This window comes from Modestobacter versicolor (genome assembly GCF_014195485.1).
Taxonomy (GTDB): Bacteria; Actinomycetota; Actinomycetes; order Mycobacteriales; family Geodermatophilaceae; genus Modestobacter; species Modestobacter versicolor.
Genome location: NZ_JACIBU010000001.1, coordinates 1,549,053 through 1,572,630 on the forward strand (window position 1 = coordinate 1,549,053; position 23,578 = coordinate 1,572,630).

Annotated in this window: 21 protein-coding genes, 1 other RNA gene and 1 pseudogene; 10 read left to right on the plus strand and 13 right to left on the minus strand. The window is 75.7% G+C overall.

Going from position 1 to position 23,578, the window contains the following annotated elements; genetic code table 11:
- Positions 1-46: 46 nt before the first annotated feature.
- Positions 47-1,174, minus strand: a complete 1,128-nt coding sequence (locus FHX36_RS07495) for a baeRF2 domain-containing protein (RefSeq protein WP_110551147.1) — start codon at positions 1,172-1,174, stop codon at positions 47-49.
- A 166-nt stretch (positions 1,175-1,340) separates the two neighbouring features.
- On the opposite strand from FHX36_RS07495, the gene FHX36_RS07500 reads away from it, so the two are divergent.
- Positions 1,341-1,676 carry a DUF8129 domain-containing protein gene (locus FHX36_RS07500; RefSeq protein ID WP_183513648.1) on the plus strand — a complete coding sequence of 112 codons (336 nt, stop codon included), beginning with the start codon at positions 1,341-1,343 and terminating at the stop codon, positions 1,674-1,676.
- A 155-nt stretch (positions 1,677-1,831) separates the two neighbouring features.
- On the opposite strand, the pseudogene FHX36_RS24130 reads toward FHX36_RS07500, so the two are convergent.
- Positions 1,832-1,910: pseudogene (locus tag FHX36_RS24130) on the minus strand (DUF1232 domain-containing protein); the annotation flags it as partial.
- 309 nt (positions 1,911-2,219) lie between these two features.
- Here FHX36_RS24130 and FHX36_RS07510 point away from each other — a divergent pair.
- On the plus strand, positions 2,220-4,487 hold the full coding sequence (locus tag FHX36_RS07510) for a putative bifunctional diguanylate cyclase/phosphodiesterase (protein ID WP_183513649.1): 2,268 nt from the start codon (positions 2,220-2,222) through the stop codon (positions 4,485-4,487).
- A 6-nt stretch (positions 4,488-4,493) separates the two neighbouring features.
- On the opposite strand, the gene FHX36_RS07515 is transcribed toward FHX36_RS07510, so the two are convergent.
- From FHX36_RS07515 to FHX36_RS07525, 3 genes are read right to left on the minus strand one after another with little or no spacing between them, the layout of a single operon-like run.
- A complete protein-coding gene (locus tag FHX36_RS07515; RefSeq protein ID WP_110554198.1) occupies positions 4,494-5,138 on the minus strand; it encodes an ABC transporter ATP-binding protein in 645 nt (214 codons plus the stop codon).
- Positions 5,135-5,968 carry an ABC transporter ATP-binding protein gene (locus FHX36_RS07520; protein WP_183513650.1) on the minus strand — a complete coding sequence of 278 codons (834 nt, stop codon included), beginning with the start codon at positions 5,966-5,968 and terminating at the stop codon, positions 5,135-5,137. Before FHX36_RS07520 ends, FHX36_RS07515 begins: the two co-directional genes overlap by 4 nt.
- Positions 5,958-8,702 carry a hypothetical protein gene (locus FHX36_RS07525; RefSeq protein ID WP_183513651.1) on the minus strand — a complete coding sequence of 915 codons (2,745 nt, stop codon included), beginning with the start codon at positions 8,700-8,702 and terminating at the stop codon, positions 5,958-5,960. Before FHX36_RS07525 ends, FHX36_RS07520 begins: the two co-directional genes overlap by 11 nt.
- Before the next feature lie 153 nt (positions 8,703-8,855).
- On the opposite strand from FHX36_RS07525, the gene FHX36_RS22715 reads away from it, so the two are divergent.
- Together FHX36_RS22715 and FHX36_RS07535 are read left to right on the plus strand one after the other, a co-directional pair.
- Positions 8,856-10,037, plus strand: a complete 1,182-nt coding sequence (locus FHX36_RS22715; RefSeq protein ID WP_246405427.1) for a flagellin N-terminal helical domain-containing protein — start codon at positions 8,856-8,858, stop codon at positions 10,035-10,037.
- A 110-nt stretch (positions 10,038-10,147) separates the two neighbouring features.
- Positions 10,148-10,354 (plus strand): hypothetical protein, encoded by a 207-nt coding sequence (locus FHX36_RS07535; protein ID WP_110551830.1) that lies wholly within the window; start codon positions 10,148-10,150, stop codon positions 10,352-10,354.
- 26 nt (positions 10,355-10,380) lie between these two features.
- Here FHX36_RS07535 and rnpB read toward each other — a convergent pair.
- The 3 genes from rnpB to FHX36_RS07550 all read right to left on the minus strand — a co-directional run bounded on the left by rnpB (position 10,381) and on the right by FHX36_RS07550 (position 13,070).
- Positions 10,381-10,781, minus strand: an RNA gene (gene rnpB / locus FHX36_RS07540) — RNase P RNA component class A.
- A gap of 29 nt (positions 10,782-10,810) precedes the next feature.
- On the minus strand, positions 10,811-11,530 hold the full coding sequence (locus tag FHX36_RS07545; protein WP_110551831.1) for a PIG-L deacetylase family protein: 720 nt from the start codon (positions 11,528-11,530) through the stop codon (positions 10,811-10,813).
- 19 nt (positions 11,531-11,549) lie between these two features.
- Positions 11,550-13,070 carry an MFS transporter gene (locus FHX36_RS07550; RefSeq protein WP_110551832.1) on the minus strand — a complete coding sequence of 507 codons (1,521 nt, stop codon included), beginning with the start codon at positions 13,068-13,070 and terminating at the stop codon, positions 11,550-11,552.
- Between the two features lie 96 nt (positions 13,071-13,166).
- On the opposite strand from FHX36_RS07550, the gene FHX36_RS07555 reads away from it, so the two are divergent.
- Positions 13,167-14,165 carry an Lrp/AsnC family transcriptional regulator gene (locus FHX36_RS07555; protein WP_220035897.1) on the plus strand — a complete coding sequence of 333 codons (999 nt, stop codon included), beginning with the start codon at positions 13,167-13,169 and terminating at the stop codon, positions 14,163-14,165.
- Here the strand turns inward: FHX36_RS07555 and FHX36_RS07560 are convergent.
- Positions 14,162-14,515: a DoxX family protein gene (locus tag FHX36_RS07560; RefSeq protein ID WP_181428731.1), complete on the minus strand. Its 354-nt coding sequence runs from the start codon at positions 14,513-14,515 to the stop codon at positions 14,162-14,164. The two genes, FHX36_RS07555 and FHX36_RS07560, sit on opposite strands and share 4 nt — an antisense overlap.
- Positions 14,516-14,539: 24 nt before the next feature.
- Between FHX36_RS07560 and FHX36_RS07565 the strand changes: the two genes are divergently transcribed.
- Together FHX36_RS07565 and FHX36_RS07570 are read left to right on the plus strand one after the other, a co-directional pair.
- A complete protein-coding gene (locus tag FHX36_RS07565; RefSeq protein ID WP_110551834.1) occupies positions 14,540-15,295 on the plus strand; it encodes a sulfite exporter TauE/SafE family protein in 756 nt (251 codons plus the stop codon).
- Between the two features lie 13 nt (positions 15,296-15,308).
- Entirely contained in the window at positions 15,309-16,547 is a 1,239-nt protein-coding gene (locus FHX36_RS07570) for an SLC13 family permease (RefSeq protein WP_181428732.1), read from the plus strand.
- Between the two features lie 105 nt (positions 16,548-16,652).
- Here the strand turns inward: FHX36_RS07570 and nadA are convergent, their stop codons facing one another.
- Complete coding sequence (gene nadA, locus FHX36_RS07575; protein WP_220035898.1) at positions 16,653-17,675, minus strand: quinolinate synthase NadA; 1,023 nt, start codon at positions 17,673-17,675, stop codon at positions 16,653-16,655.
- 137 nt (positions 17,676-17,812) lie between these two features.
- Here nadA and FHX36_RS07580 point away from each other — a divergent pair, with 137 nt between their 5' ends.
- From FHX36_RS07580 to FHX36_RS07590, 3 genes are read left to right on the plus strand one after another with little or no spacing between them, the layout of a single operon-like run.
- Complete coding sequence (locus FHX36_RS07580) at positions 17,813-18,679, plus strand: ABC transporter substrate-binding protein (protein WP_110551835.1); 867 nt, start codon at positions 17,813-17,815, stop codon at positions 18,677-18,679.
- Between the two features lie 5 nt (positions 18,680-18,684).
- Entirely contained in the window at positions 18,685-19,545 is an 861-nt protein-coding gene (locus FHX36_RS07585) for an amino acid ABC transporter permease (protein WP_220035899.1), read from the plus strand.
- Positions 19,542-20,294 (plus strand): amino acid ABC transporter ATP-binding protein, encoded by a 753-nt coding sequence (locus FHX36_RS07590; RefSeq protein ID WP_309147304.1) that lies wholly within the window; start codon positions 19,542-19,544, stop codon positions 20,292-20,294. The genes FHX36_RS07585 and FHX36_RS07590 overlap by 4 nt, the downstream gene beginning before the upstream one ends.
- A 48-nt stretch (positions 20,295-20,342) precedes the next feature.
- Here FHX36_RS07590 and FHX36_RS07595 read toward each other — a convergent pair whose 3' ends face one another.
- The 3 genes from FHX36_RS07595 to FHX36_RS07605 are packed head-to-tail and all read right to left on the minus strand — an operon-like array spanning position 20,343 to position 23,503.
- On the minus strand, positions 20,343-21,452 hold the full coding sequence (locus tag FHX36_RS07595; RefSeq protein WP_110551836.1) for a bifunctional RNase H/acid phosphatase: 1,110 nt from the start codon (positions 21,450-21,452) through the stop codon (positions 20,343-20,345).
- Positions 21,449-22,189, minus strand: coding sequence for a zinc ribbon domain-containing protein (locus FHX36_RS07600; protein ID WP_110551837.1), 741 nt, complete (start codon positions 22,187-22,189; stop codon positions 21,449-21,451). Before FHX36_RS07600 ends, FHX36_RS07595 begins: the two co-directional genes overlap by 4 nt.
- 54 nt (positions 22,190-22,243) lie before the next feature.
- Positions 22,244-23,503 carry a Nif3-like dinuclear metal center hexameric protein gene (locus FHX36_RS07605; RefSeq protein WP_258372669.1) on the minus strand — a complete coding sequence of 420 codons (1,260 nt, stop codon included), beginning with the start codon at positions 23,501-23,503 and terminating at the stop codon, positions 22,244-22,246.
- Positions 23,504-23,578 lie beyond the last annotated feature (75 nt).

The following is a 23,578-nucleotide window of genomic DNA, read 5'->3' on the forward strand; positions in this document are numbered from 1 at the left end:
CTGTGGGTCAGCCGCGGCGCGGCTGGGGTCGGGGGCTGACGGGACGTCAGCTGGGGGTGGAGGCGTCGGTGTAGCGCAGGACGGCGGCGACCGGGATGTCGCCCGGCATGGCGCCGCGCGGGACGACGACGACGGCGGCGTCGCTGCCCACCGCCGCGTGCAGCAGCGCGCGCTCGGCGGGCACCTGCGCGGCGTCGCTGACCCCCAGGGCGGCCATGTCCTCGCTGCTCACGCCCACCTCGAGCGGGGAGCTGCCGACGAACAGCTGCTCGTCGTCGGGCTGGTCGGCCAGCACCAGGGTCTCGACCTGGGCCTTGCGCAGCGCCTCGACGACCAGCGCCGTCCCGGTCACCGCCAGCCCGTGGGCCGATGCCGACTCGATCTGCTCGATCGCGCGGGCGGACTCCTGGGCCTCGTTCTCCGCGATCAGCTCGGTGGCCCGGGCGTCGATCACCGAGCGGTCGGCACCGGCGGCCCGCCCACCGCCGTCCATGGTGACCAGGACGTCGGAGACCTCCTTGCTGGCCTTGTCCGCGATGAGCTGGCGGGCCCGGACGTCGCCGGCGAGGAGCACGAAGCGGGAGCCGTCGCGGGTGACGACGTCGTGCACCTGGTCGGCGACCCGGCCGGCGTTCTCCTCCCACTGGTTCTCCGCGGTGTGCATGTAGGTGTTGTGCGCCCAGCCGCCGACCTGGACCTTCCGCATGTGGAAGGTGTCGCCGTCGACCTGCTGGGTCTCGACCTGCTGGCCGGTGCCGCCGGCCACCGAGATGTCGGCGCCCACGCGGTCGGCGACCACCACGACGTGCGGCACGCGGCCGGCGAGCTGGCGGAGCACGGGCAGCAGGTCGGGCGTCGGCGACCACGCGGTCACCGGGTCGCGCGGGGCGTCGGCGAGGGCCTCGTCGAGCACCACCGTGCCGTCGGCGGCCACGATCAGCGCGCGGCCGCGGAGCGTGGCGATCTGGCCGCCCTCGTTGGCCTGCAGGAGGGTGCCGCGCACCGCGTCGACGACCGGCTCGGGCGCGCCCTGGGCGGCCAGCTCCTCGCTGATCGCGCGGACCCGCAGGTCGAGCTCGGTGTCGGCGTTCTCGGTGACGTGGGTGACGTCGGCGCAGACCGTCGCGTACGGGCCGGGCGCGGCGAAGACCGGTGCCAGGAAGGTCACGTCCATGGGACGGGGGAACTCCTTCGGTGCGTGCGGGCAGGGGCCGGTGCTGGGCCCCGTGTCGTTCGCCGGTCGGGCTACCCACCGCCCCCTGCCTCACACCCTGGGGTGTCAGCACCAGTCGGCCGGGTAGGCGGTTCCGGACCTGTTCCCCCGAACGGAAGGAGCCGGGATGTCCGAGCGCACCGACCTCCCCGTGCCCGACTACGACCACCTGCCCGTGGGCAGCCTCACCTCGCGCATCCGCACCCTGGACGCCGACGACCTGCAGACCCTGCTGAGCTACGAGAAGGCGCACGCCAACCGGATCCAGGTGGTGCAGGCGATGACCCATCGGCTGGACGAGCTGAAGTCCGGCGCCCAGCCCTCCGGCGGCGACCCGGCGGCGGCCCAGCCCGAGCACGCCGCCGCCCCGGCCGGTGGCTCCCAGGTCTCCGAGGCGACGTCCGGTCCCCCGGTGAACCCGCCGTCGCACGGCGACCCGACCAACCCGGCCCAGCCCCGCTGAGCCCTCGGGTGCGCGCCCGGCCTGCCGGACGCGCACCCGCCGGCCGGGTCAGCGGCGGACCGCTCCGCCGAGCAGCCGCTCGACCAGCCGCTGGTGGCCCGGCCACGCCGCCAGCACCACCTCGCGGGGCACCTGCCGGGCGGCGTAGCGCAGCGCGAGCGCCACCACCACGACGTCGTCCAGCGGCCCGATGACCGGCAGGAACTCCGGGATCAGGTCGATCGGCGAGAGCACCCACAGCCCGGCCACCAGCAGCGCCAGCCGGGCCCGCCGCGGCACGTCGGGGTGCCGGCGCAACCGGCGGACGGTGGTGACGCAGGCCGGCAGGAACCGGGCGAGCTCCCGGGCGGTGCCCGGCGGCAGCCGGCGCGCCAGCAGCACCAGCACCGCCCAGCTGAGCAGCACCACGGCGAAGCCGGCACCGACGAGGGTCAGCCAGCGCCGCGCGTCCACCGGCTCATCCTCCCCGACCCGGCCGCCCGAACGGGTGAGCCGCGGTGCGATCCGCTCCACCGCGGCGGCGGACCGGCCGATGACCGGTCCATGCCGGTACTGCCGCGGTTCCTCCCCGGGGCGCCGAGGTGGGCCCTCGCCCTCCCCCTCGTCGCCCTCCTCGCGGCGCCCAGCGCCCTGGCCGCCCGGCCCGGTTCCGCGACGCCCCCGCTGGCCGCGCTGGCCGGCGGTGCGCTCGCCGCGGGCGGGCTGGCCGTCGTGCTGGTCTGGCGGGTGCGCACGGTGCCCGGTGAGCGGTCCCTCTGGGCGCGGATGGCCGTCGCCGGCCTGGTCGCGCCCGCCGCGCTGCTGCTCGCCGACGTGCTGCTGGCCCTGCCGGTGCCGGCTGCCGTGGTGGCCACCCCGCTGCTGTGGGCGCCGGTCGTCGCGTTCCCCTTCGCCTACGGCGGGCTGGTGCGGTGGAACCGGTACAGCACCAGCCTCGCCGACCCCAACGACGTGCTCAACGGGTCGGCCGCGGTGCTCGCCGTCGTCGCCGTCCTGGGCACGGTGGTCGAGCACACCGGCGGCCGGCTGGCCGACCTCCCGTGGTGGCGGCTGCAGCCGCTGCTCGCCCAGGACGCCGCGCTGTTCGTCGTCGCCGGCACCGCGCTGTCGATGGTGTTCCTCGGGGCCATGTGGCGCGACCCGCGGACCTGGCTGGTCCTCGGCGCGTTCGTGGTCCAGCTGTCCGGGGCTGCGGCGACGACGCTGGCCGGTGGCGAGCCGGTCGGCTGGACCGCGCTGGCCGGCGCGGTCGGTGCCTGCTGCCTCGGGCTGGCCGCGGTGCTGGAGCCCGCGCCGTCCAGCCCCCAGCCGGCGGACCCGACCGCCTCGACGGTCGGCGCGTTCGTCGTGATCGCCGCCTCGACCGCGATCCTGGTGACCAGCGCGCTCACCGGCTCCAGCGGGTTCCCGGTCTGGTGCGCCGCGGTGGCCGCCACCGGGTCCAGCGTGCGGCTGCTGGTCAACGTCCGGGAGCTGGCCCAGCTGGCCGTGAGCCGACGCGAGGCGCTGACCGACGAGCTGACCGGGGTCGCCAACCGGCGGGCGGTGCTGCGCCGGGTGGAGGAGCTGTGCGACGAGCGGTCGCCCGTCGTCCTCGCCCTGCTCGACCTGGACAAGTTCAAGGAGGTCAACGACGGCCTCGGGCACTCCGCCGGCGACGACCTGCTGCGGCTCGTGGCCGCCCGGCTGGGGCCCGCGCTGGCGCCCAGCGACGTGCTGGGCCGGCTGGGCGGCGACGAGTTCGCCGTGGTCTCGCGGGTGCCCGGCGGGCAGGCCCCGACGGAGCGCGCCGAGCTGCTGGGCCGGCTGCTCTGCGACCGGCTGGCCGAGCCGTTCGAGGTCGGCGGGCTGAGCCTGCACGTGACGGTGAGCATCGGGCTGGCCTGCAGCGACGGCGCCACCGGCGCGCCGGGGGGCGCCGGCCGCGCGCTGCTGCTGCGGCAGGCCGACGCCGCCATGTACGACGCGAAGCGCACCGGTGCCGAGGTGGCCGTCTACGACAGCAGCCGGCACGGCGACAGCAGCGGCCACCTCGCGCTGGTCGAGGAGCTCCGGCACGGGCTGAGCAGCGGGCAGTTCGTGCTGCACCACCAGCCGCAGCTGGACATCGCCAGCGGGCGGCCGGTGGGCGTGGAGGCGCTGGTGCGCTGGGAGCACCCGACCCGCGGCCTGCTCGGCCCGGCGGAGTTCCTGCCGCTGGCCGAGGTGCACGGGCTGATGGGCGCGCTGACCGACACGGTGCTGTGCCAGGCGGTCGCCCAGGCGGCGGCCTGGCGCCGCGCCGGGCACGACCTGCGGGTGTCGGTGAACCTCTCCGCCAGCAACCTGCTCGACACCGGGCTGCCGGGCCGGGTGGCCGGGCTGCTCGCCGACCACGGCGTGCCGCCCTCGGCGATCGTGCTGGAGGTGACCGAGAGCGTGCTGCTCAGCGACCCCGACCGCAGCCTCACCGTCGTCGCCGCGCTGGCCGCGCTGGGCACCACGGTGAGCATCGACGACTTCGGCACCGGCTACGCCTCGCTGACCTACCTGCGGCAGCTGCCGGTCGCCGAGCTGAAGCTGGACCGCTCGTTCACCGCCGACCTGCTCACCGACGCCCGCGCGGCCGCGATCGTCTCCAGCACCATCGGCCTGGCCCACCAGCTGGGTCTGCGGGTGGTCGCCGAGGGCGTGGAGGACGCCGCCACGCTGGCCGACCTGCGGCTGCTCGGCTGCGACGAGAGCCAGGGCTACCTGCACTCCCGGCCGCTGCCGGCCGACCGGCTCGAGCAGTGGCTGGCCGCCCGGCCGGTGCCCGCCGTGCTGGGCTGAGCGGGCTCAGCCCAGCAGCACCCCGTCGCTGAGCTGCACCACCCGGTCGGCGGCGGCCACGGCCAGCGGGTCGTGGCCGGCGATCAGCACGCCGGTGCCCGCGGCGGCGTGGACCTCGCGCAGCGTGGCCAGCACCCGGGTGGACATCTCCTCGTCCAGCCGGGCGGTCGGCTCGTCGGCCACCAGGAACGCCGGCCGGACGACGAGCGCGCGGGCCAGCGCGGTGCGCTGCTGCTCGCCCAGCGAGACCTCGTCGGGCAGCCGGTCGGCCAGGTGCCCCAGCTGCAGGGCACCCAGCGTGGCGAGCGCGGCCTCCCCCGGGTCCGCGATGCCGGCCAGCTGGGCGGGGACCGCCACGTTGTCGGCGAGGGTGAGCTCGTCGAGCAGCCCGAACCGCTGTGGCACGACCGCGACCGTCCGCCACGGGGCCGCGCCCGGCTCGGCGGCACCGGGCACGGTGACCTCGCCGGAGTCGGGGGTCTCCCAGCCCAGCAGGCAGTTGAGCAGCGTCGTCTTGCCCGAGCCGGACCGGCCGAGGAGCGCGACCACCTCGCCGGGGTGCACCTCCAGGGTCACCCCCCGCAGTGCGTGCACCTGCTCCCGTCCCCGGCGGTAGGCCTTGTGCACGTCGACGGCGCGCAGCGCGGTCACGACGGTTCCCGCAGGACGACGCCGTCGGCGGTCACGTCGATCTGCACCCGCCGGGCGCTGAACCGGCGCAGCGCCTCCTCGGGCAGCTGCACCCGACCGTCGCCGTCGATGACCGCCAGCCGCTGACCGGCCACCTCCTCGTGGGCGACCGTGCCCGACCGCAGGTGCACCACCTGGTCGGCGGCCGCGGCGGCCAGCGGGTCGTGGGTGGCCAGCACGACGGTGGTGCCGGCCAGGGTCAGCTCCCGGACGGCGGCGAGCAGCTCGGCCGTCGTCTGCGAGTCCAGCTCGCCGGTCGGCTCGTCGGCGACGACGAGCGCCGGGCCGCCGATCACCGCCTGGGCGAAGGCCAGCCGCTGCTGCTCGCCGCCGGAGAGCTCACCGGGCAGGTGGCCGGCGCGGTCGGCCAGCCCGAGCAGGTCCAGCAGCTCGGCGCCCTCGCGGGCGGCGCGGGCCCGCGGGACGCCGCGCAGCCGGGCGGCCACCGCCAGGTGTTCGCGGCCGTCGAGGTGCGGCGCCAGGTTCTGCGCCGGCCGGGGGAAGACGTAGCCGATGTGCCGGCGGCGCACCGCGCGCAGCCGGCGGCTCGACATGCCGGAGAGCGACTCACCGGCGACCTCCGCCCGTCCCGCGGTGGGCCGGTCCTGGGCGGCCAGGATGCGCAGCAGGGAGCTCTTGCCCGAGCCGGACGGTCCGGTGATCGCGGTCAGCCGGCCGGCCGGGACGACGGCGTCGACGCCCTTGAGGGCGTGCACCTCGCCGCTGCGGGACCAGTAGATGCGCACCAGCCCCTCGCACAGCGCGGCCGGTGCCCGGCGGTCAGCCGGCATCGCGCATCACCTGCCCCCCGCTGGTGCGCCCCGCGGCGCGGCTTCCCAGCAGCGCTGCGGCGCCGGTCGCGAGCAGGGCACCGGCTGCGACCAGCCCGATGCTGCCCCACGGCACCTGCAGCGAGGGGCCGGGCAGCACCGCGGGCACCGGGTCGAGCAGCGGCAGCACCAGCGCGGACGCCGGCAGCGCGACCGCGACCGCGACCACGGTGGCCAGGGCTGCGAGCACCCCGGTCTCCGCTCCCCCGGCGGCGTCCGCGGCGCGGCGGCTCATCCCCATCCGGGAGAGCAGCAGCGCGGCCACGGTGCGCCGGCGCTGCTGGGCCGCCGCGTGCATGGCCAGCGCGATCAGCCCGAGCGCGCCCGCGCCCAGCGCAACCGCGCGGAGGTACCCCAGCGACCAGGACAGCGCCCGCACCTCGGGCCGGAGCGCGAACGCCCCGCCGGTGTCGACCCCGGTCTCGTCGACGCCGTAGAGCGCCGCGTCCAGCGCCTCCAGCAGCGGCGTCGCCTCACCGGCGGCCCACACCTGCCGGTCGAGGACGTCGGCGGTCTCCCGCCCGGCAACTTCCAGCGCCGCGCTGAGCCGGTCCCAGTCCGCCACGAGCAGCGGCAGCCGCGACCGCTGGCCGGGGAAGGCCTCGGCCCGGGCCACCACCACGACCGGCACCGCGTAGTAGCGGCCCAGCGCCACCTCGAGCTCCCGGCCCACCGCGGCCTCCTCGGGCACCGGGCCGGCGGCGACCACCGGCACCCGCCCGCCGCCGTCGCCGTCGGCCAGCGCGGCCAGCAGCTGGTCCAGCGGCTCGTCGGCCAGGGCGTCGTCCCAGCGGACGATGCCGGGGAGCTGGTCGGGGCGGACGGCGAGCAGGTCGGCGGTGGAGCCGCCGGGGAGCACGTCCAGGTCGGTCTCGTAGCCGACGATCGTGGCGCCGGCCGGCAGCGCGCCCTCCTCCACCGTGCGGCGGACCAGCGGCACGACGACGTCGGCGGGCGTGGCCACCGAGGACTTCGCCGCGAGCGCCCGTTGGCTGGAGTCGGCCAGTGCACCGGCGTAGACGACCAGCCCCAGCGACAGCGCCGTGGTCACGACCACCAGCCGGGTGCCGCCGGGCGCGGCCAGCACCCGGCGGGCGACCAGGAAGGCGGCCGGCGGCAGGCGCCGGAGCCGCGCCCCGGCCCGCCGGCCCAGCAGCGGCAGCGCCGCGGTGACCGCGCCGGCCACGACCACGGTGACCAGCAGCGGCACGGCCAGCGTCACCGGCCCGAGCGTCCGGCCGCCGGGGTCGCCGGTGACCAGCGGCACGACGGCGACGACGGTGACCGCGGCGGTCATCGCCAGCCAGGGCACCCGGCCCAGCCACTGGGCGAGCGGGTTCGGGGTCAGCTGCCCCGCCCGGGTCACCAGGGCGCCGGTGGTGACGCCGACGACGACCAGCGCGGCCAGCGCCCCGGCGGCCAGCGCGGCGACGGCAGGCGGCCACACCGCACCGGGCAGCTCGGCCGCCGGCCCGCCGGCCCGGACGAGCGCCCAGGCAGCGACGGCGCCCAGCAGGCCGCCGGCCAGCACCGGCAGCACGGCCTCGCGCACCGCCGTCCCGGCGCTGCTCAGCGGGGAGACCCCCCGCGCGACCAGCGACGCCAGCTCGTCCGCGCGCCGTCGCACGCGCCAGCCGGCCCAGGCACCGACCAGCACCCCGGCCGCGACGCCGGCGCCGGTGCCGACCGCGCGCACCTGCGGCCGGAGCAGCGCCACCGTGTCGTCGACCGTGTCCAGCGAGGCCGCCAGCTGCGACGTGGGTCGGGGCGCGGGGAAGTCCGCGTCGGCCACCAGCTGCGCGACGGGTCGGGCCGGGTCGGACAGGACGGTGCCCAGCTGATCCAGCTGCGCGGCGGCGTCGCGGGCCCCGCCGACGCCGATCCCCTCGGCCAGCGGCAGGAACCACTGCAGGAACACGTCCTGCGCGACGTCCCCCGCCGCCGCCAGCACCACGTCCCGGTCGGCGATGACGACCGGTGGCGAGGGCATCGTGGTGATCTGGCCGAACCTCGGCTCCGCGCGGGGCGCGAACAGCTCGCGCTGTCCCTCCCACCACGCCGGCAGCGGGGTCCCCAGGTCGGCGTAGACCCCGGCGACCGGGAGCGCGGTGGGCAGCCCGTCGGCGGACTCGGCGGTCCAGGTGTCGCCCGGGCCGAGCCCGAGGTCGTCGGCCAGCCGCTGCGGCAGCAGCACGCCGCGGTCGTCGGCGCTGCCCGCGACCACCTCCACGTGCTCGGCGGCGCCGTCCCGGTGGAGCAGCTGGGCGCGGCTGACGAAGCTCGCCCGGGACGGCGTGAAGAGGGGCACCCGCAGCCGGGTCAGCGCCACCGGAACGCCGGTCCTGGTGTCCAGGGCCGCCTGGGTGACCGCGGCGTCCAGCCGGGGCACCAGGTCGAGGGGCCCGGCCGGGACCGTCTGGACGTCGGCGGAGCCCGGCGCGAGCGCGGTGCCCTCGACGTCCGGCGGCTTGGCGGCGGAGTAGAGGGTGGCCCCGATCTGCGTCTCGGTGAGCCCGCGGCGCTGCTCGGCCCACGCCCCCTGCTCGGCGGACCCCAGCACGAGCGGCACCGAGACCAGCGCGGCGGCGAGCACCGCGACGAGCGCGGCCAGCCCGAGCGACTGCCCGGGCGCGGGGAGCAGCGCGATCCGCAGCCGCCGACGCCGCGACCCGGGAGCGCTGCGCCGCGTCGCCATCGGCGGAGGGTAGCGCCAGGTCCGGGCCTCACGAGCTCTCCGAGCCGGGCGAGAACCGCAGCGTTCGGATTGAGATCTGCCCGTCGGCTGCCGTTTGTCCGTGAGAAGGCCGGCTGCACGGATGCGGCGGGGGCACGGATGGGGAGGCACCGCATGGGCATGCGCATCGCCACGAACATCGCGGCGCTGGCCGCACACCGATCCGTCTCGTACACCGACCGGGCGATGACCCGGTCCATCGAGACGCTCTCGTCCGGGTACCGGGTCAACCGGGCAGCCGACGACGCCGCAGGTCTGGCCATCTCCGAGGCCCTGCGCTCCCAGATCGGCGGGATGACCCGGGCCGTCCGGAACACGCAGGACGGCATCAGTGTCGTGCAGACCGCCGAGGGCGCCCTCGGTGCGACGACCGCCGTCCTCCAGCGCATGCGCGACCTCGCCGTGCAGGCCGCCAACGACGGGGGGCTCGACAGTGCCGCCCGGGTCGGCATCCAGACCGAGGTGGACCAACTCAAGGCCGAGGTGGACCGGATCGCCCACACCACGTCCTTCAACGGCAGGGACCTGCTGGACGGCACCTACGCCGGCCTCTTCCAGGTAGGCGCCAACGAGGGCGAGACGATCACCGTGCGTATCGGCACGCGAGATCAGGGCCTCGACGTTCCCGGCCTGCAGCTGGCGCCGGTCGATCTCAGGGACGCCGCGGACCTGCCGACGACGGTCGACGCTGCGGTATCCGCGGCCGACGGCACCCCCACGGCGGGCCGGCTCAGCGTGGCCGGCGACTTCTCGCAGGCCGACAGCTACACGGCGATGAAGGGCTCCATCGTCTACGCCGGCCGCACGTTCGACCTGGACAGCGTCGACTACTCGGGGGCAGTGACGGCTCAGCAGCACCTCGACGCCCTGAACACGGCGGCACTGGCCGCGCTCGGGACAAGCGGCTACCCGTTCATGGCCACTTCCGGCGAACTGGTGTTCGCCGGCGACACCCCGTCGGGGACCTCCACCGCTGCTGATGCCGCGGCGCTGACCCCCAGCTACGTCGGGCGGACCGGCGCCGCGGGCGCGCTACCGGTGATCGACCGGGCCCTGGGGCGGGTCTCGTCGACCAGGGCGGACCTCGGCGCCGTGCAGAACCGCATGGAGCACACCCTCGCCCGGCTGAACGTGTCGATCGAGAACACGGCCGCGGCCGAGTCGCGGATCCGTGACGCCGACATGGCGCAGGAGATGACGACCTTCACCCGCAACCAGGTGATGACGCAGGCGGGAACCGCGATGCTGGCTCAGGCGAACCAGACGCCACGGGCCGTGCTCGAGCTGCTGGGCTGATCTCCCAACCCGTGTGACGGGTGCATCACGTGGGACGGCGGAGGTACCGTGAGACGACACGGTGCCGCAACGTCCCACGCTCCGGTGGACGATCTGCCTACCGTCCGTCCATGCGCGAGAACCGACTCCCCCCGGTCCCCGGCTCCACGGCCCGACTGCACCAGCTGAAGCTGATCGCCGCCGCCCGCGTGAGCGCCGCCCGTTCCACGTCCCGCGAGCAGGTCACCGACATCGTCCGGGTGACGGTCGACAACGAGGTGGACACCAGCACGTTCCGGGCGATCGTCGACGACGTCGCCCCCGACTCGCTGCGCTGACCACGGCGCAGGACCGGCGGGGGCGACGGACGAGTCGGCCTGTACGCCGGGTTCTGTCCCCGGGCGCCTCGCGGCGTCCCGATGAGCGGCCATCCATCTAGGCCTGCCGTTGCCGGCAGGCTCGAGCGGTCCACCCGCAGGCTCGGGCGGGCAGCCCTCGAACGCCTGCGCAGGACGGCGGCGGACCGCCGTCCCTTTTCGACCTTGCTCCGGGTGGGGTTTACCGAGCCACACCGGTCACCCGGTGTGCGGTGGTCTCTTACACCGCCGTTTCACCCTTACCAGTGCGAGCACTGGCGGTCTGTTCTCTGTGGCACTGTCCCGCGGGTCACCCCGGGTCGCTGTTAACGACCACCCTGCCCTGTGGAGCCCGGACGTTCCTCGGCGACGGGGTCTCCCCCGCCGACGCGACCGCCCAGCCGACTCGTCCGTCGTGCCCAGCAGTCTAGGGGGTGCTCATCCCCAGAAGAGCCGGAAGCCGACCCGGCGGCGTCCGTCCTCGGTCAGCGTCGACATGTCGATGACCTGCTGGGCCTGCTCCTCGACCGGCACGTCCGACAGCAGCTCGAGGTACCGGCGGTGCTCGGTCAGGGAGCGGACGGCCGCGTCGACCTGCCCCTCCACCGCCACCTCGTGCGGCGGGTCGGACGGCTCCTGCACCGCGATGTACTGCACGCCCGTCCACCGCGGCTCGGCCAGGTCCCGGAAGATCCACTCGTTCGCCGCGTCCGCGACGGCGTCGAGCACGCACTGGCCCAGGGCCTGGTGGTCGGCGGAGTTCAGGTAGGCCGGCGACACCCCCGGCGGGGTCCAGGTCGGCCCGAAGTACCCGGTGACGACCAGCTCCGGCCGGTGCCGGCGGATCGCCGCGGCGAGGTCCCGCCGCAGCTCCGGGCCCGCCACGAGCACGCCGTCCCGGTGGTCGAGGAACTCGACCTCGGTGACGCCGACGACGGCGGCCGACCGCCGCTCCTCCTCCTCCCGCAGCGGCCCGGCGGTCTCCGGCGGCACGCCCTCCATGCCGGCCTCGCCGCGGGTGGCCAGCACGTAGTGCACGTCCTTGCCCGCCGCCGTCCAGACCGCGACCGCCGCCGCGATGCCGTACTCGATGTCGTCGGGGTGGGCGGCCACGACGAGGGCGCGCTGCCAGTCGTCGGGCATCGGGGAGGTCGCCATGCGGGGAGTCTGCCCGCTCTCAGCGGGCGGTGGCAGGCTCCGACTGCGCGCCGGCCGGCCGGCCGCTGGACGGCGCCGCGGCCCGCACCAGCCAGAGCACCAGCACGCCCCCGAGCAGGCCGGCGCCGCCGCAGACCAGGAAGACGTCGCGCAGGCCGCTGGCGTAGGCGGTGCCCAGCAGGTCGGCGAGCCCCGCCCGGTCCGCGGCGGGCGCCGAGCCGATCAGCTGGCCGGCCTGCCCGGCGGTCAGCGCCGAGGCGGTGCCGGGGGCGTCCGGCGCCCCGCCGTCGCGCAGCGACGCGGTGGCCTGCGCGGTGAAGACGCTGCCCAGCACGGCGACGCCGAGCGCGAAGCCGAGCTGCCGGAAGGTGTTCACCGCACCCGAGGCCATCCCGCTGCGCTCGCGCGGGACGGCGGCCAGGGCGGCGGAGGCCAGCGTCGGGTTCGCCATGCCCACCCCGGCGCCGAGCACGGCGAGGCCGGGCACCAGCACCCGCCAGGTCGAGTCGGCGCCGACCAGGGCGAGCAGCAGCCCACCGGCCCCGACCAGCAGCAGCCCCCCGCCGAGCACCAGCCGCGGCGGCCGGTCCGTCAGCGACCGCCCGGCGACGGCGGCGACCCCGAAGCTCAGCGCCGACAGCGGGATGAAGACGCAGCCGGCCTGCAGCGGCGACAGCCCGCCGATCGACTGCAGCCACAGCGACATGTAGATCAGCGAGGCGAACGCCGCGGCGTTGAGCAGCAGCGCGCCCAGCATGATCCCGGTGAACGAGCGGCTGCGGAACAGCCCGACGTCGAGCATCGGGTCCGACCGGCGGGCCTCGACGACGACCCAGCCGGCCAGGACGAGCAGGCCCGCGGCGATCGGCCCCCAGGAAGCGGGCTGCCCCCAGCCGTCGGCGGCGGCGCGCACCAGGCCGAAGACGAGGCCCCCGGCGCCGAGGCTGAACAGCGCGATCCCGGGGACGTCGGGCCGCGGCGCCCCCGGCTGCCGGGCCTCCTGCACCGCGGTGAGGGTGAGCACCACGGCGAACACGGTCACCGGCAGGTTGACGAAGAAGATCCAGCGCCAGGACAGCTCGGTGAGGGCGCCGCCCAGGATGGGGCCCAGCGCCGCGGAGGCACCGACCACCGCACCCCAGATGCCGAACGCCGTCCCGCGGTCCCGGCCCTCGTAGCTGGTGTTGATCAGCGCGATCGTGGTGGCGAACATGACCGCCCCGCCGATGCCCTGCAACCCACGGGCGGCGATGAGCAGACCGGCGTCCGGGGCGAGCCCGGAGGCCAGCGACGCCACCGCGAAGAGCACCAGCCCGATCAGGTAGAGCTTCCGCCGGCCGTAGAGGTCGGCCAGCGACCCGGCACCCAGCACCAGCGCGGCCAGGGCCAGCGCGTAGACGTCGACGACCCACTGCAGCTGGCCGAAGCTCGTCTGCAGGTCGGTGGCCATGTCGGGCAGGGCGACGTTCACGATCGTGACGTCGATCAGGAGCATGAACGTGCCGGTGCAGATCGCGACCAGCGGCAACCACTTGCGCATGGCACCACTCTGCGGTCGGTGGCGCACCACCGACCAATCGAGCCGCCGATCCTGCCGGGATCCTCCACGCACAGCCGCGTCAGGGAGGATGGTGCCGTGATCGACGCCATCGACCGCCAGATCGTGCACGCGATGCAGGTCGACGGCCGTGCCCCGTTCAGCCGGGTGGCCGCCGTGCTGGGGGTCTCGGAGCAGACGGTCGCCCGGCGCTGGCGGCGGCTGCGGGCCGACGGCGTCGTCCGGGTGCTGGGCCTGACCACCCCGGAGGCCACCGAGCCGAGCTGGCACATCCGGGTGCGCGTGCAGCCGGCGGCAGCGGGCGCGGTGGCCGACGCGCTGGCCCGCCGTCCGGACGTCTCCTGGGTGAGCCTCACCGCCGGCGGCGCGGAGATCACCTGCTCGACCAAGCCGCGCACGCCCCGGCAGCGCGACGCCCTGCTGCTGGACCGGCTGCCGCGCACGGTCCAGGTGATCGACCTGACCGCCTTCTCGGTGCTGCACGCCTACGTCGGCGGACCCTACGAGTGGACCGGCTTCGAGGACCCGCTGACCGACGAGCAGATCGCCGCCCTCACCCCCGAGCAGCCCCGGACGGCGAGCCCCCCGCTGGCGCTGGACCCCGAGGACGAGCTCCTGCTCGCCGCGCTGGCCACCGACGGCCGGCTGAGCTACGCCGAGCTCGCCGGGGTGACCGGCTGGTCGGAGAGCCGGGTGGCCCGGCGGGTCGACGCGCTGCGCGCGGCCGGGACCCTCTACTTCGACCTGGAGATCGCCAGCGAGCTGCTCGGCCACCCGGTGAGCGCCCTGCTCTGGCTCGGGGTGGCGCCGGCCGACATCGCCCACGTCGGGGAGTCGCTGGCCCGCGAGCCGGAGACCGCCTTCACCGCGGTGGTCACCGGCCCGGTCAACCTGATGGTGGCGGTGACCTGCCGGGACACCGCGCACCTGTACCGCTTCCTCACCGACCGGGTCGGCGCGCTGCCGGTGCGCACCCTGGAGACCTCGACCGTGCTGCGGCGGGTCAAGCAGGCCGGCAGCCTGATGGACGGCCCGCGGCTCACCGACCCCGAGCCCCCGCCGGTCCGCGGCCGCTAGCGCGGGCGGGCGACCCGCAGCGCGGCCTGCAGCATCGGCAGCTGGAACGGGATGCGGGCGACCGCCGCCGCCAGCTTCGCCCCGCGCAGCACCCGCAGGGTCTGCAGGTGGGCGGGGAGCACCCCGACCAGCACCGCCACCGCCGCCCAGCCCCCGGCGCGGCGGGTCGCCGGCACCGCCAGCAGGGCCGCGGTGGCCAGCTCGGCCACGCCGCTGCCGGTCACCCACGGCCGGGCCGGGCCGAGCTCCGGCGGGATCATCCAGTCGTAGGTCTGCGGCCGGACCAGGTGCAGCACCCCGCTACCGGCCATGCCCGTCGCGATGGCCAGCGCCTGCACGTCTCCCCGCATGCGCACACCGTAGGGTCCGCTGTCGTGTCCGCTGTCGACCTCCTCATCGCTGCCGGGGTCGCGCTGCTGGCCGGCGGGATCAACTCCATCGCCGGGGGCGGCTCGCTGATCCTCTTCCCCACCCTGGTCGGGCTGGGCCTGGGCACCGTGCAGGCGAACGTCACCAACTCCATCGCCCAGTGGCCGGGCTACGTCGGCGGGGTGCTCGGCTTCCGCGCGGAGTACGCCGGGCAGCGCGGCCGGCTGGTGCGGTTCGGCGCGACTGCGGTCGTCGGCGGCACGGCGGGCTCGATCCTGCTGCTCACCACCCCCAGCGAGGCCTTCGACGCCGTCGTCCCGGTGCTGGTGTTCCTGGCCAGCGTCCTGCTGGCGTTCCAGCCGCTGATCACCCGGCGGCTCCGGACGCGGGAGGACGGCGGCCGCACCGGCGACCCGGTCTGGCTCTACGTCGCGCTGTTCCTGGCCACCGTCTACGGCGGCTACTTCGGCGGCGCGCTCGGCGTCATCCTGGTCGGCGTCCTCGGGTTGGGACTGGGCCGGCTCAAGTTGGCCAACGCGATGAAGAGCGCGATCTCGCTGGTGACCGCCACGGTGACCGTGGTCGTCTTCGGCATCTGGGCCGACGTCGCCTGGGAGTACGTGGCGGTCTGCGCCCCGGCGAGCCTGCTCGGCGGCTTCCTCGGCGCCAAGGTCGCCACCCGGATCCCGAGCACACCGCTGCGGGTGCTCATCGTGACCTTCGGCGTCGCGGTCTCGGTCTACCTCTTCCTGCGCAGCTGACCGGCCGCACCGCGTGTCCGACCCCGTCGCCCTGCTGCTGGCTGCCCTGCTGCTGGCCGGCACCCTCGCCGCGGCGGCAGCCGACTCCCCCCGGCTGCCACCAGCGGTGATCGCGGTGCCCGGTGCCCTGCTGCTGGCCGGGCTGGGCGCGGTCGGCTGGGACGACGCCGCGGCGACCCTGCGGGAGGTCGGCCCGACGGTCGCCTTCCTGGTCGTCGTGCTGCTGCTGGCCGACCTCGCCGACCGGGAGGGGCTGTTCGGCTGGGCGGCCGCCGTGACGGCCCGGCAGGCGGGCAGCTCGGCGCAGGGGCTGCTGGCCCGGGTGTTCGTGCTGGCCGCGGCGGTCACCGCGGTGCTGAGCCTGGACGCCACCGTCGTGCTGCTCACCCCGGTGGTGGTCGCCCTCGCCCGCCACCTGCGGGTGCCGGTGGGGCCGCACGGCTACGCCGTCGGGCACCTGGCCAACAGCGCCTCGCTGCTGCTGCCGGTGTCCAACCTGACCAACCTGCTCGCGGTGGCGGCCACCGGGCTGTCGTTCGTGCACTTCGCCGGGCTGATGGTGCTGCCGCAGGTGGCCGCGCTCGCGCTGGAGTACCTGGTGCTGCGCCGGCTGTTCCGCGCCGACCTCCGGGACGCGATCGACGCCCCGGTGCACGACGTCCCGCCGGCACCGGTGCTGGCGCTGGCCGTGGTCGGGGCCACCGTGGCGGGGTTCGCCGTCGCGTCCCTGGTCGGCGTCGGACCGGTGTGGCCGGCCACTGCGGGCGTCGTCGTCCTCGCCGTCCGGCAGCTCGTCGCCGGCCGCACCCGGGTGCCCGACCTGGTGCGCGCGGCGAACCTGCCCTTCGGCCTGTTCGTGCTGGGGCTGGCGGTGCTGGTGCTGGTGCTGCGGCAGCACGGCCTGGAGGCCCTGCTCGGCGACCTGCTGCCCCGCGGCGACGGGCTGCTCGCGCTGCTGGCGGTCGTCGGGATCGCCGCGCTGCTGGCCAACCTGGTCAACAACCTGCCGGCGACGCTGGCGCTGCTGCCGGTGGCCGCAGTGGGTGGCGTGCCGACGGTGCTCGCGGTGCTGATCGGGGTGAACCTCGGCCCCAACCTCACCTACGCCGGGTCGCTGGCCAACCTGCTGTGGCGGCGGGTGCTCGGCGCCGACGCCCCCGGCGCGGTCCGGTTCAGCGCCGTCGGGCTGGCGACCGTGCCGCTCACCCTGGTCGGCGCCACCGCCGCGCTGTGGCTGGCGCTGCTGGTCTGACGTCGGCCCGCCCCCGCGTTGATCATGGGCGTTCTGCCGCTCGGCGCGCCGGGCCCGGGCGTGTCACCGGGCAGCACGCCCATGATCAACGGACGGGCGGGCCCGCTACTCCCCGCCGCGGCCGGGCTCGCCGATGGCGACCATCGCCTCGACCGCCCGCCGGGCCCGGGCCGCGACCTGCGGGTCGACGTCGACCGCGCCCTCGCCGGTGCGCAGCGTGTGCAGCAGCTTCGCCGGGGTGATCATCTTCATGTAGCGGCAGGAGGCGCGCTCGTTCATCGGGATGAACTCGGTGCCGGAGTTGAGCGCCCGCAGCTGGTGCAGGATGCCGATCTCGGTGGCCACCAGCACCTGCGGGGCGCGGGTCGCCGCGGCCGCCTCGACCATCCCGCCGGTCGACAGCACGCGGGTCCGGTCGGCGGGGAGGTCGCCGTGGCTGACCAGGTCGAGCACCGAGGTGGTGCAGCCGCACTCGGGGTGCACCAGGATCTCCGCCCCCGGGTGGGCGGCGATCTGACTCCGGACGTCGCTCGGGCTGATGCCGGCGTGCACGTGGCACTCCCCCGCCCAGATCGAGATGTTCTCCCGGCCGGTGACCCGCTTGACGTGCGCGCCGAGGAACTGGTCGGGGCAGAACAGGATCTCCCGGTCGGCCGGGATCGACCGCACGACGTCGGCGGCGTTGGAGCTGGTGCAGCAGATGTCGGTCTCGGCCTTCACCGCCGCGGTGGTGTTGACGTAGCTGACGACGACGGCGCCCGGGTGCTCGGCCTTCCACTCGCGCAGCTGCTCGGCGGTGATGCTGTCGGCCAGCGAGCAGCCGGCCGCGTGGTCGGGCAGCAGCACGGTCTTGTCCGGCGACAGGATCTTGGCGGTCTCGGCCATGAAGTGGACGCCGCAGAAGACGATCTCCCGGGCGTCGGTCTCCGCGGCGACCCGGGACAGGTACAGCGAGTCGCCGGTGAAGTGGGCGACGTCCTGGATCTCGGGCACCTGGTAGTTGTGCGCCAGGACGACGGCGCCGCGCTCGTCGGCCAGCCGCCGCACCTCCGCCGCCCACGCCTCGTACTCGAGGTCGGACATGGTGCGGTCGCCCGTGGCGCGGGCGGTGCTGGTCGTCGCGGTCATGGCGGTGCTCCCGGTGCTCGCTGTCCACCTGTCGCCACCCAGTGTCCCCCGTGGCGTCCCGGGCCCGGCACGGCGCGGCCCGGACCCTAGGATGCAGCTGCTCGTACAACGCTCAAGCACCCCGATCGAGGTCCCCCATGCGCCGTCGTCCCCTCGCCACCCTGGCCCTGCTGGCCGCCGCGACCGTCTCGGTCAGCGCCTGCGCCGCCGAGGAGACCGCCGACGACGCCGCCTCCGCCAGCGGGTCCGGCAGCTGCTCCCCCGGCGACCTGCCCACCCTCGAGGACGGCACGCTCACCATCGGAACCGACGCCCCCGCGTACGAGCCGTGGTTCAGCGACGACGACCCGACCAACGGCGAGGGCTTCGAGTCCGCGGTGGCCTACGCCGTCGCCGAGCAGCTCGGGTACGCCGAGGACGAGGTCACCTGGGTGACCGCGCAGTTCAACAGCGTCATCCAGCCCGGCCCGAAGTCCTTCGACTTCGACGTCAACCAGTTCTCCATCACCGACGAGCGCCGGCAGGCCGTCGACTTCTCCTCGCCGTACTACGACGTCACCCAGGCGGTCATCACCACCGGGGGCTCCGCCGCCGAGGGGGCGACCAGCCTCGCCGACCTGAAGGACCTGCGGATCGGCGCGCAGGTGGGCACCACGAGCCTCGACGTGCTGATCGAGACCATCGCCCCGGACAGCGACCCGGTCGTGTTCAACACCAACGACGACGCCAAGCTCGCCCTGCAGAACGGCCAGGTCGACGCGATCGTCGTCGACCTGCCCACGGCCTTCTACATCACCGCCGCCGAGCTGGACGACGGCGTGATCGTCGGGCAGGTCGCCGACTCCGGCAGCAGCGCCGACCAGTTCGGGCTGGTGCTGGCCAAGGACAGCCCGCTCACCGACTGCGTCAGCCAGGCCGTCGACGCCCTGCGCGAGGACGGCACGCTGGCCGACCTCGAGCAGCAGTGGCTGTCGGACGTCGCCGACGCCCCCGTCCTCTCCTGAGCCGCGTGCCGGACGGCGTCCTCCCGCCGGCCAGCGAGCTCGAGCTCTCCCGCCGGGCCTGGCGCCGCAGCCGGGCCCGGCGGTCGACGCTGGTCGCCCTCGCCTCCACCCTGCTGTTCGCCGTGGTGGCCTGGCTGGCCGTCACCCGCTCACCGGGCTGGCCACGGGTGCAGGCGACGTTCTTCTCCCCGCAGGTGGCCTGGGAGTCGCTGCCGGACATCGCCCGCGGGCTGCTGCTGAACCTCCAGGTGCTCGTGGTCGGCGGGCTGCTGGTGCTGGTCTGCGGCCTGGGCGTGGCGGTGTTGCGGACCCTGCGCGGGCCGGCGCTCGCGCCGGTGCGGATCGTCGCCACCGCCTACGTCGACCTCTTCCGCGGCGTCCCGCTGATCATCGTGCTGTACCTGGTCGGCTTCGGCTTCCCGGCGCTGGGCCTGCAGGGCGTGCCGACTTCGCCGTTCGTGCTGGGCACCGCGGCCATCGTGCTGACCTACTCCGCCTACGTGGCCGAGGTGTTCCGGGCCGGCATCGAGTCGGTGCACCCCAGCCAGCGGGCCGCCGCCCGGTCGCTGGGGCTGACCCACCGGCAGAGCATGCGCATCGTGGTGCTGCCCCAGGCGCTGCGCACCGTCACCCCGGCGCTGCTCAACGACTTCGTCGCGCTGCAGAAGGACGTCGGGCTGATCTCGGTCCTCGGCGCCGTCGACGCCGTCCGGTCCGCCCAGATCCAGGTCGGGCAGAGCTTCAACTTCACGCCGTACGTGGTCGCCGGGCTGCTGTTCGTGCTGCTCGCCGTCCCCTCGGCCCGGCTGGCCGACGCCTACGCGGCCCGCGCCCGGCGCCGCCAGCAGTCCGGGAGCCTCCTGTGAACAACGCACCGGTGGTGGACGTCCGCGGCGTGGTCAAGGCCTTCGGCTCCAACGCCGTGCTGCGCGGGGTCGACCTGACCGTCGACGAGCACCAGGTGGTGGCGCTGATCGGCGGCTCGGGCTCGGGCAAGTCGACGCTGCTGCGCTGCGCCAGCCTGCTGGAGACGGTGGACGACGGCCAGGTGCTGCTGGACGGCGAGGACGTCACCGACCCGCGGGTGGACGCCGATGCGGTGCGCCGCCGGCTGGGTGTGGTCTTCCAGGCCTACAACCTGTTCCCGCACCTGTCCGTGCTGGACAACGTGACCCTGGCGCCGACCGTCGTGCACGGCCGGCCGAAGGCCGAGGTGCGGGAGGAGGCGCTGGCGCTGCTGGCCCGGATCGGGCTGGCCGACAAGGCCGGCGAGTACCCCGACCGGCTGTCCGGCGGCCAGCAGCAGCGGGTGGCGATCGCCCGGGCGCTCGCGGTGCGGCCGCGGGTGCTGCTGCTCGACGAGATCACCAGCGCGCTGGACCCCGAGCTCGTCGGCGAGGTGCTCCGCGTCGTCCGCGAGGTGGCCGCGCAGGGGATGACCATCGTGATGGCGACCCACGAGATGGGCTTCGCCCGCCAGGTCGCCGACACGGTGGCGTTCCTCGACGGCGGGGTGGTGCTGGAGTCCGGGCCGCCGGCGCAGGTGCTCGGCGACCCCGTCGAGGCCCGCACCCGGCAGTTCCTCGCCCGGGTCATCGACGCCGGGCGGCTCTAGCCGCGCTTCAGCGCGACTGAGCACGCGCGCTTTCGCGCGATCAAGCCCTCAGCCGAGGTGCGACGTGTCGTTCACCAGGCGGACGCTCGTGCGGCCGTCGGTCGACCAGGTCACCGTCGACAGCGACGCCGCCTCCAGGAACACCCGGTGCACGATCTCGTCGCCGACGCCGAGCCCGGCGGCCAGCAGCAGCTTGATCGGCGTCACGTGGCTGACCACGAGCACCGTCCTGCCGGCGTGCCGCTCCAGCACCCGGGCGCGGGCCCGGGCCACCCGGGTGGAGACGTCGGCGATCGACTCCCCGCCGGGCGGCCGGACGTCGAGCGCCCCGGACCAGCGGCGGTAGGCCAGCGGGCTCTTCGCCGCGGCCTCGGCGGCGGTCAGCCCCTCCCAGCCGCCGAAGTCGAGCTCGCGCAGGTCGCCGTCGACCTCGACCGGGACGCCGAGCACCTCCGCGGCGGCCTCGGCGGTCTGCCGGGTGCGCTGCAGCGGCGAGGTGACGATGACGTCGATGCCCCGGCCGGCCAGGTGCCGGGCAGCGGCCGCGGCGTCGGCCCGGCCGAGCTCGGACAGCGGCAGGTCGCTGCTGCCGCTGAACCGGCGCTCGGGGGTGTGCTCGGTGCGGCCGTGCCGGAGCAGGAACGTGGTGGTGACGACGACCGGCGCCGGCTCGGTGACCGGCTGGACGTCGTCCTCGACGACGACCGGCTCGGTCGACAGGTCGCGGCGCACCGGCTTGCCGTCCATGGCGCTGTTGGCCAGCGCGTCGGCCGCGCCGTTCTGCGCCCGCGGCACCCAGGTGTAGCGGACCGTGCCCAGCTGCCGGGCCAGGTCACGGGCCTGCACGGCGAGCTTCTTCATGTCCGGGTGCTTGATCTGCCAGCGACCCGACATCTGCTCCACGACGAGCTTGGAGTCCATCCGGACCTCGACGCTCGCCGTCGGGTCGAGGTCGAGGGCGGCCTGCAGCCCGGCGACCAGCCCGCCGTACTCGGCGACGTTGTTGGTGGCCCGGCCGACGGACTCCGCCCGCTCGGCGAGCACCCGCCCGGTCTCCGCGTCGCGCACCAGCGCGCCGTAGCCGGCCGGCCCCGGGTTGCCCCGTGACCCGCCGTCCGCCTCGACGATGAAGCGCCGGCCCGAGGAGCCGGCCGTCACAGCCCCGACTCGGCGTTGCGGACCAGGATCCGGCCGCAGTTCTCGCAGCGCAGCACGGTGTGCGGGTCGGCGTTGCGGTACGTGGCCAGCTCGGTGCCGTAGAACTCGATCCGGCAGCCCTCGCAGCGGCCCGCGTGCAGGTGGGCCGCCCCGGTGCCACCGGTCTGCTTGGCGATCCGGTCGTACAGCGCCAGCAGCGGCGCGGGCACCGCGGCGGCGATCTCGTCGCGCGTGGCCTGGTGCCGGGTCGTCGCCTCGGCGATGTCGGCGAGCGCCGCGTCGCGCTGCTGCTCGGCCCGCTCCTGCTCGGCCTGGGCGCCGGCCAGCCCACCCTGCGCCGCGGCCAGCGCGGCGTCGGCGGCCTCGCGGCGCTCCATCAGCTCGAGCACCTGGTCCTCGAGGTCGGACTGCCGCCGGTGCAGCGACTCCAGCTCGTGCTGCAGCCCGGTGATCTCCTTGGGCGTGGCGCCGCCGGAGTCGATCCGCGACTGGTCGCGCGCCGCGCGCTGGCGGACGGTGTCGACGTCGCCCTCCAGCCGCTTCTGCTCGCGGTCGAGGTCGCGCACCTCGGTCTCGGCCCGGACGACGTCGTCGGACAGGGTCCGCTGCGCCTCCTGGGCCGCCTCGACGGCGGCGAGCTCGGGAAGGGTCCGCCGGCGGTGGGCGAGTTGCGCGAGGGCGACGTCCTCCGCAGCGAGGGCCAGCAGCTTCTGCTGGTCGAAGTGGTCAGCCTGCACACGGTCAACCTACCCGCGCGCCGGTGCCGCCCCGGACCACCTCGCCACGACCGCTCAGTCGGCCTGCTCCTCGGCCGAACGCAGCCGTGCGTGGTCGCCGTACCCGCCGACCAGCTGGCCACCGACCTGGTCCGCGCCGACCTGCCAGCTCCACGGGTCGGTCGGCCGGGCGGAGACCGCCACCTGGACCCGCGCGCCGAGGTCGCGGTGCAGCAGGTCGGCGGCGACGGGCAGCCACGGCCACTCGGACGCGAAGTGCGCCACGTCGCACAGGGCCGGCCCGGGGTGCTCGGTGGCCTCGGAGGCGGCGTGGTGCTTGAGGTCGCTGGTGACGAAGACGTCGGCCTCGGCCGACGCCGCCGCGGCGAGCATCGAGGCGCCGCTGCCGCCGCAGACGGCCACGGTGCGCACGACGCGGTCGGGGTCACCGGCGACCCGCACGCCACAGGGGGTGCCGGGCAGCGTGGCGGCCACCCGCTCGGCGAACTCCCGCAGGGTCACCGGGCGGGTCAGCTCGCCGACCCGGCCCAGGCCCGCGCGGCTGGCGGTCGCGGAGTTCTCGAAGAAGGCGTAGCCCGGGTCCTCGTAGGGGTGCAGCTCCAGCAGGGCGCGCAGCACCTCGGCGCGGCAGGCGCGGGGCACCACCATCTCCAGCCGGATCTCCGGGACCCGCTCGACCTGGCCGCGCCGGCCGATGGCGGGGTGGGTCTCGTCGCCGGGGATGAAGGTGCCGGTGCCGGTGGTCTGCCAGACGCAGCGGGTGTAGTCGCCGATCACCCCGGCACCGGCCGCGGAGAGGGCGTCGACCAGCTGGTCGCTCACGCCGACCGGCACGAACACGACCAGGGTGTCGGTCTCCGGCGCGGCCACCGACTCCAGCGGGTGGACGTCGCCGACGCCGAGCGCGGCGGCCAGCGCGTCGTTGACCCCGTGGTCGGGTGCCCGGTCGGCATTGGTGTGGGCGACGAACAGGCCGATGCCGGCGCGGATCAGCCGGTGCACCAGCCGGCCCTTGGGGTCGCTGGCCGGCACGCCGTGCACCGGGGTCAGCAGCAGCGGGTGGTGGGTGACCAGCAGGTCGACGCCGAGGGCGATCGCCTCGTCGACCACCGCGGCGGTCGGGTCGACGGCGAACAGGACCGACCGGACGGGCTCCTCCGGGTCGCCGCACACCAGGCCGACCGCGTCCCAGTCCTCGGCCAGCGCCGGGTCGTACCGGGCCTCCAGGGCCGCGACCACCTCGCCGAGGGCGAGGCCGGGGAGCGGCAGCTCCCGGACCCTCGCGGGCACGTCCTCGTGCATCGGCAGGGCCACGAGATCGGACTGTAGGTCAGCCCTCCGGGAGCGGCCTGTTGTGCGCGATGCACCTGCTGAGGAGCTGCTCAGCGG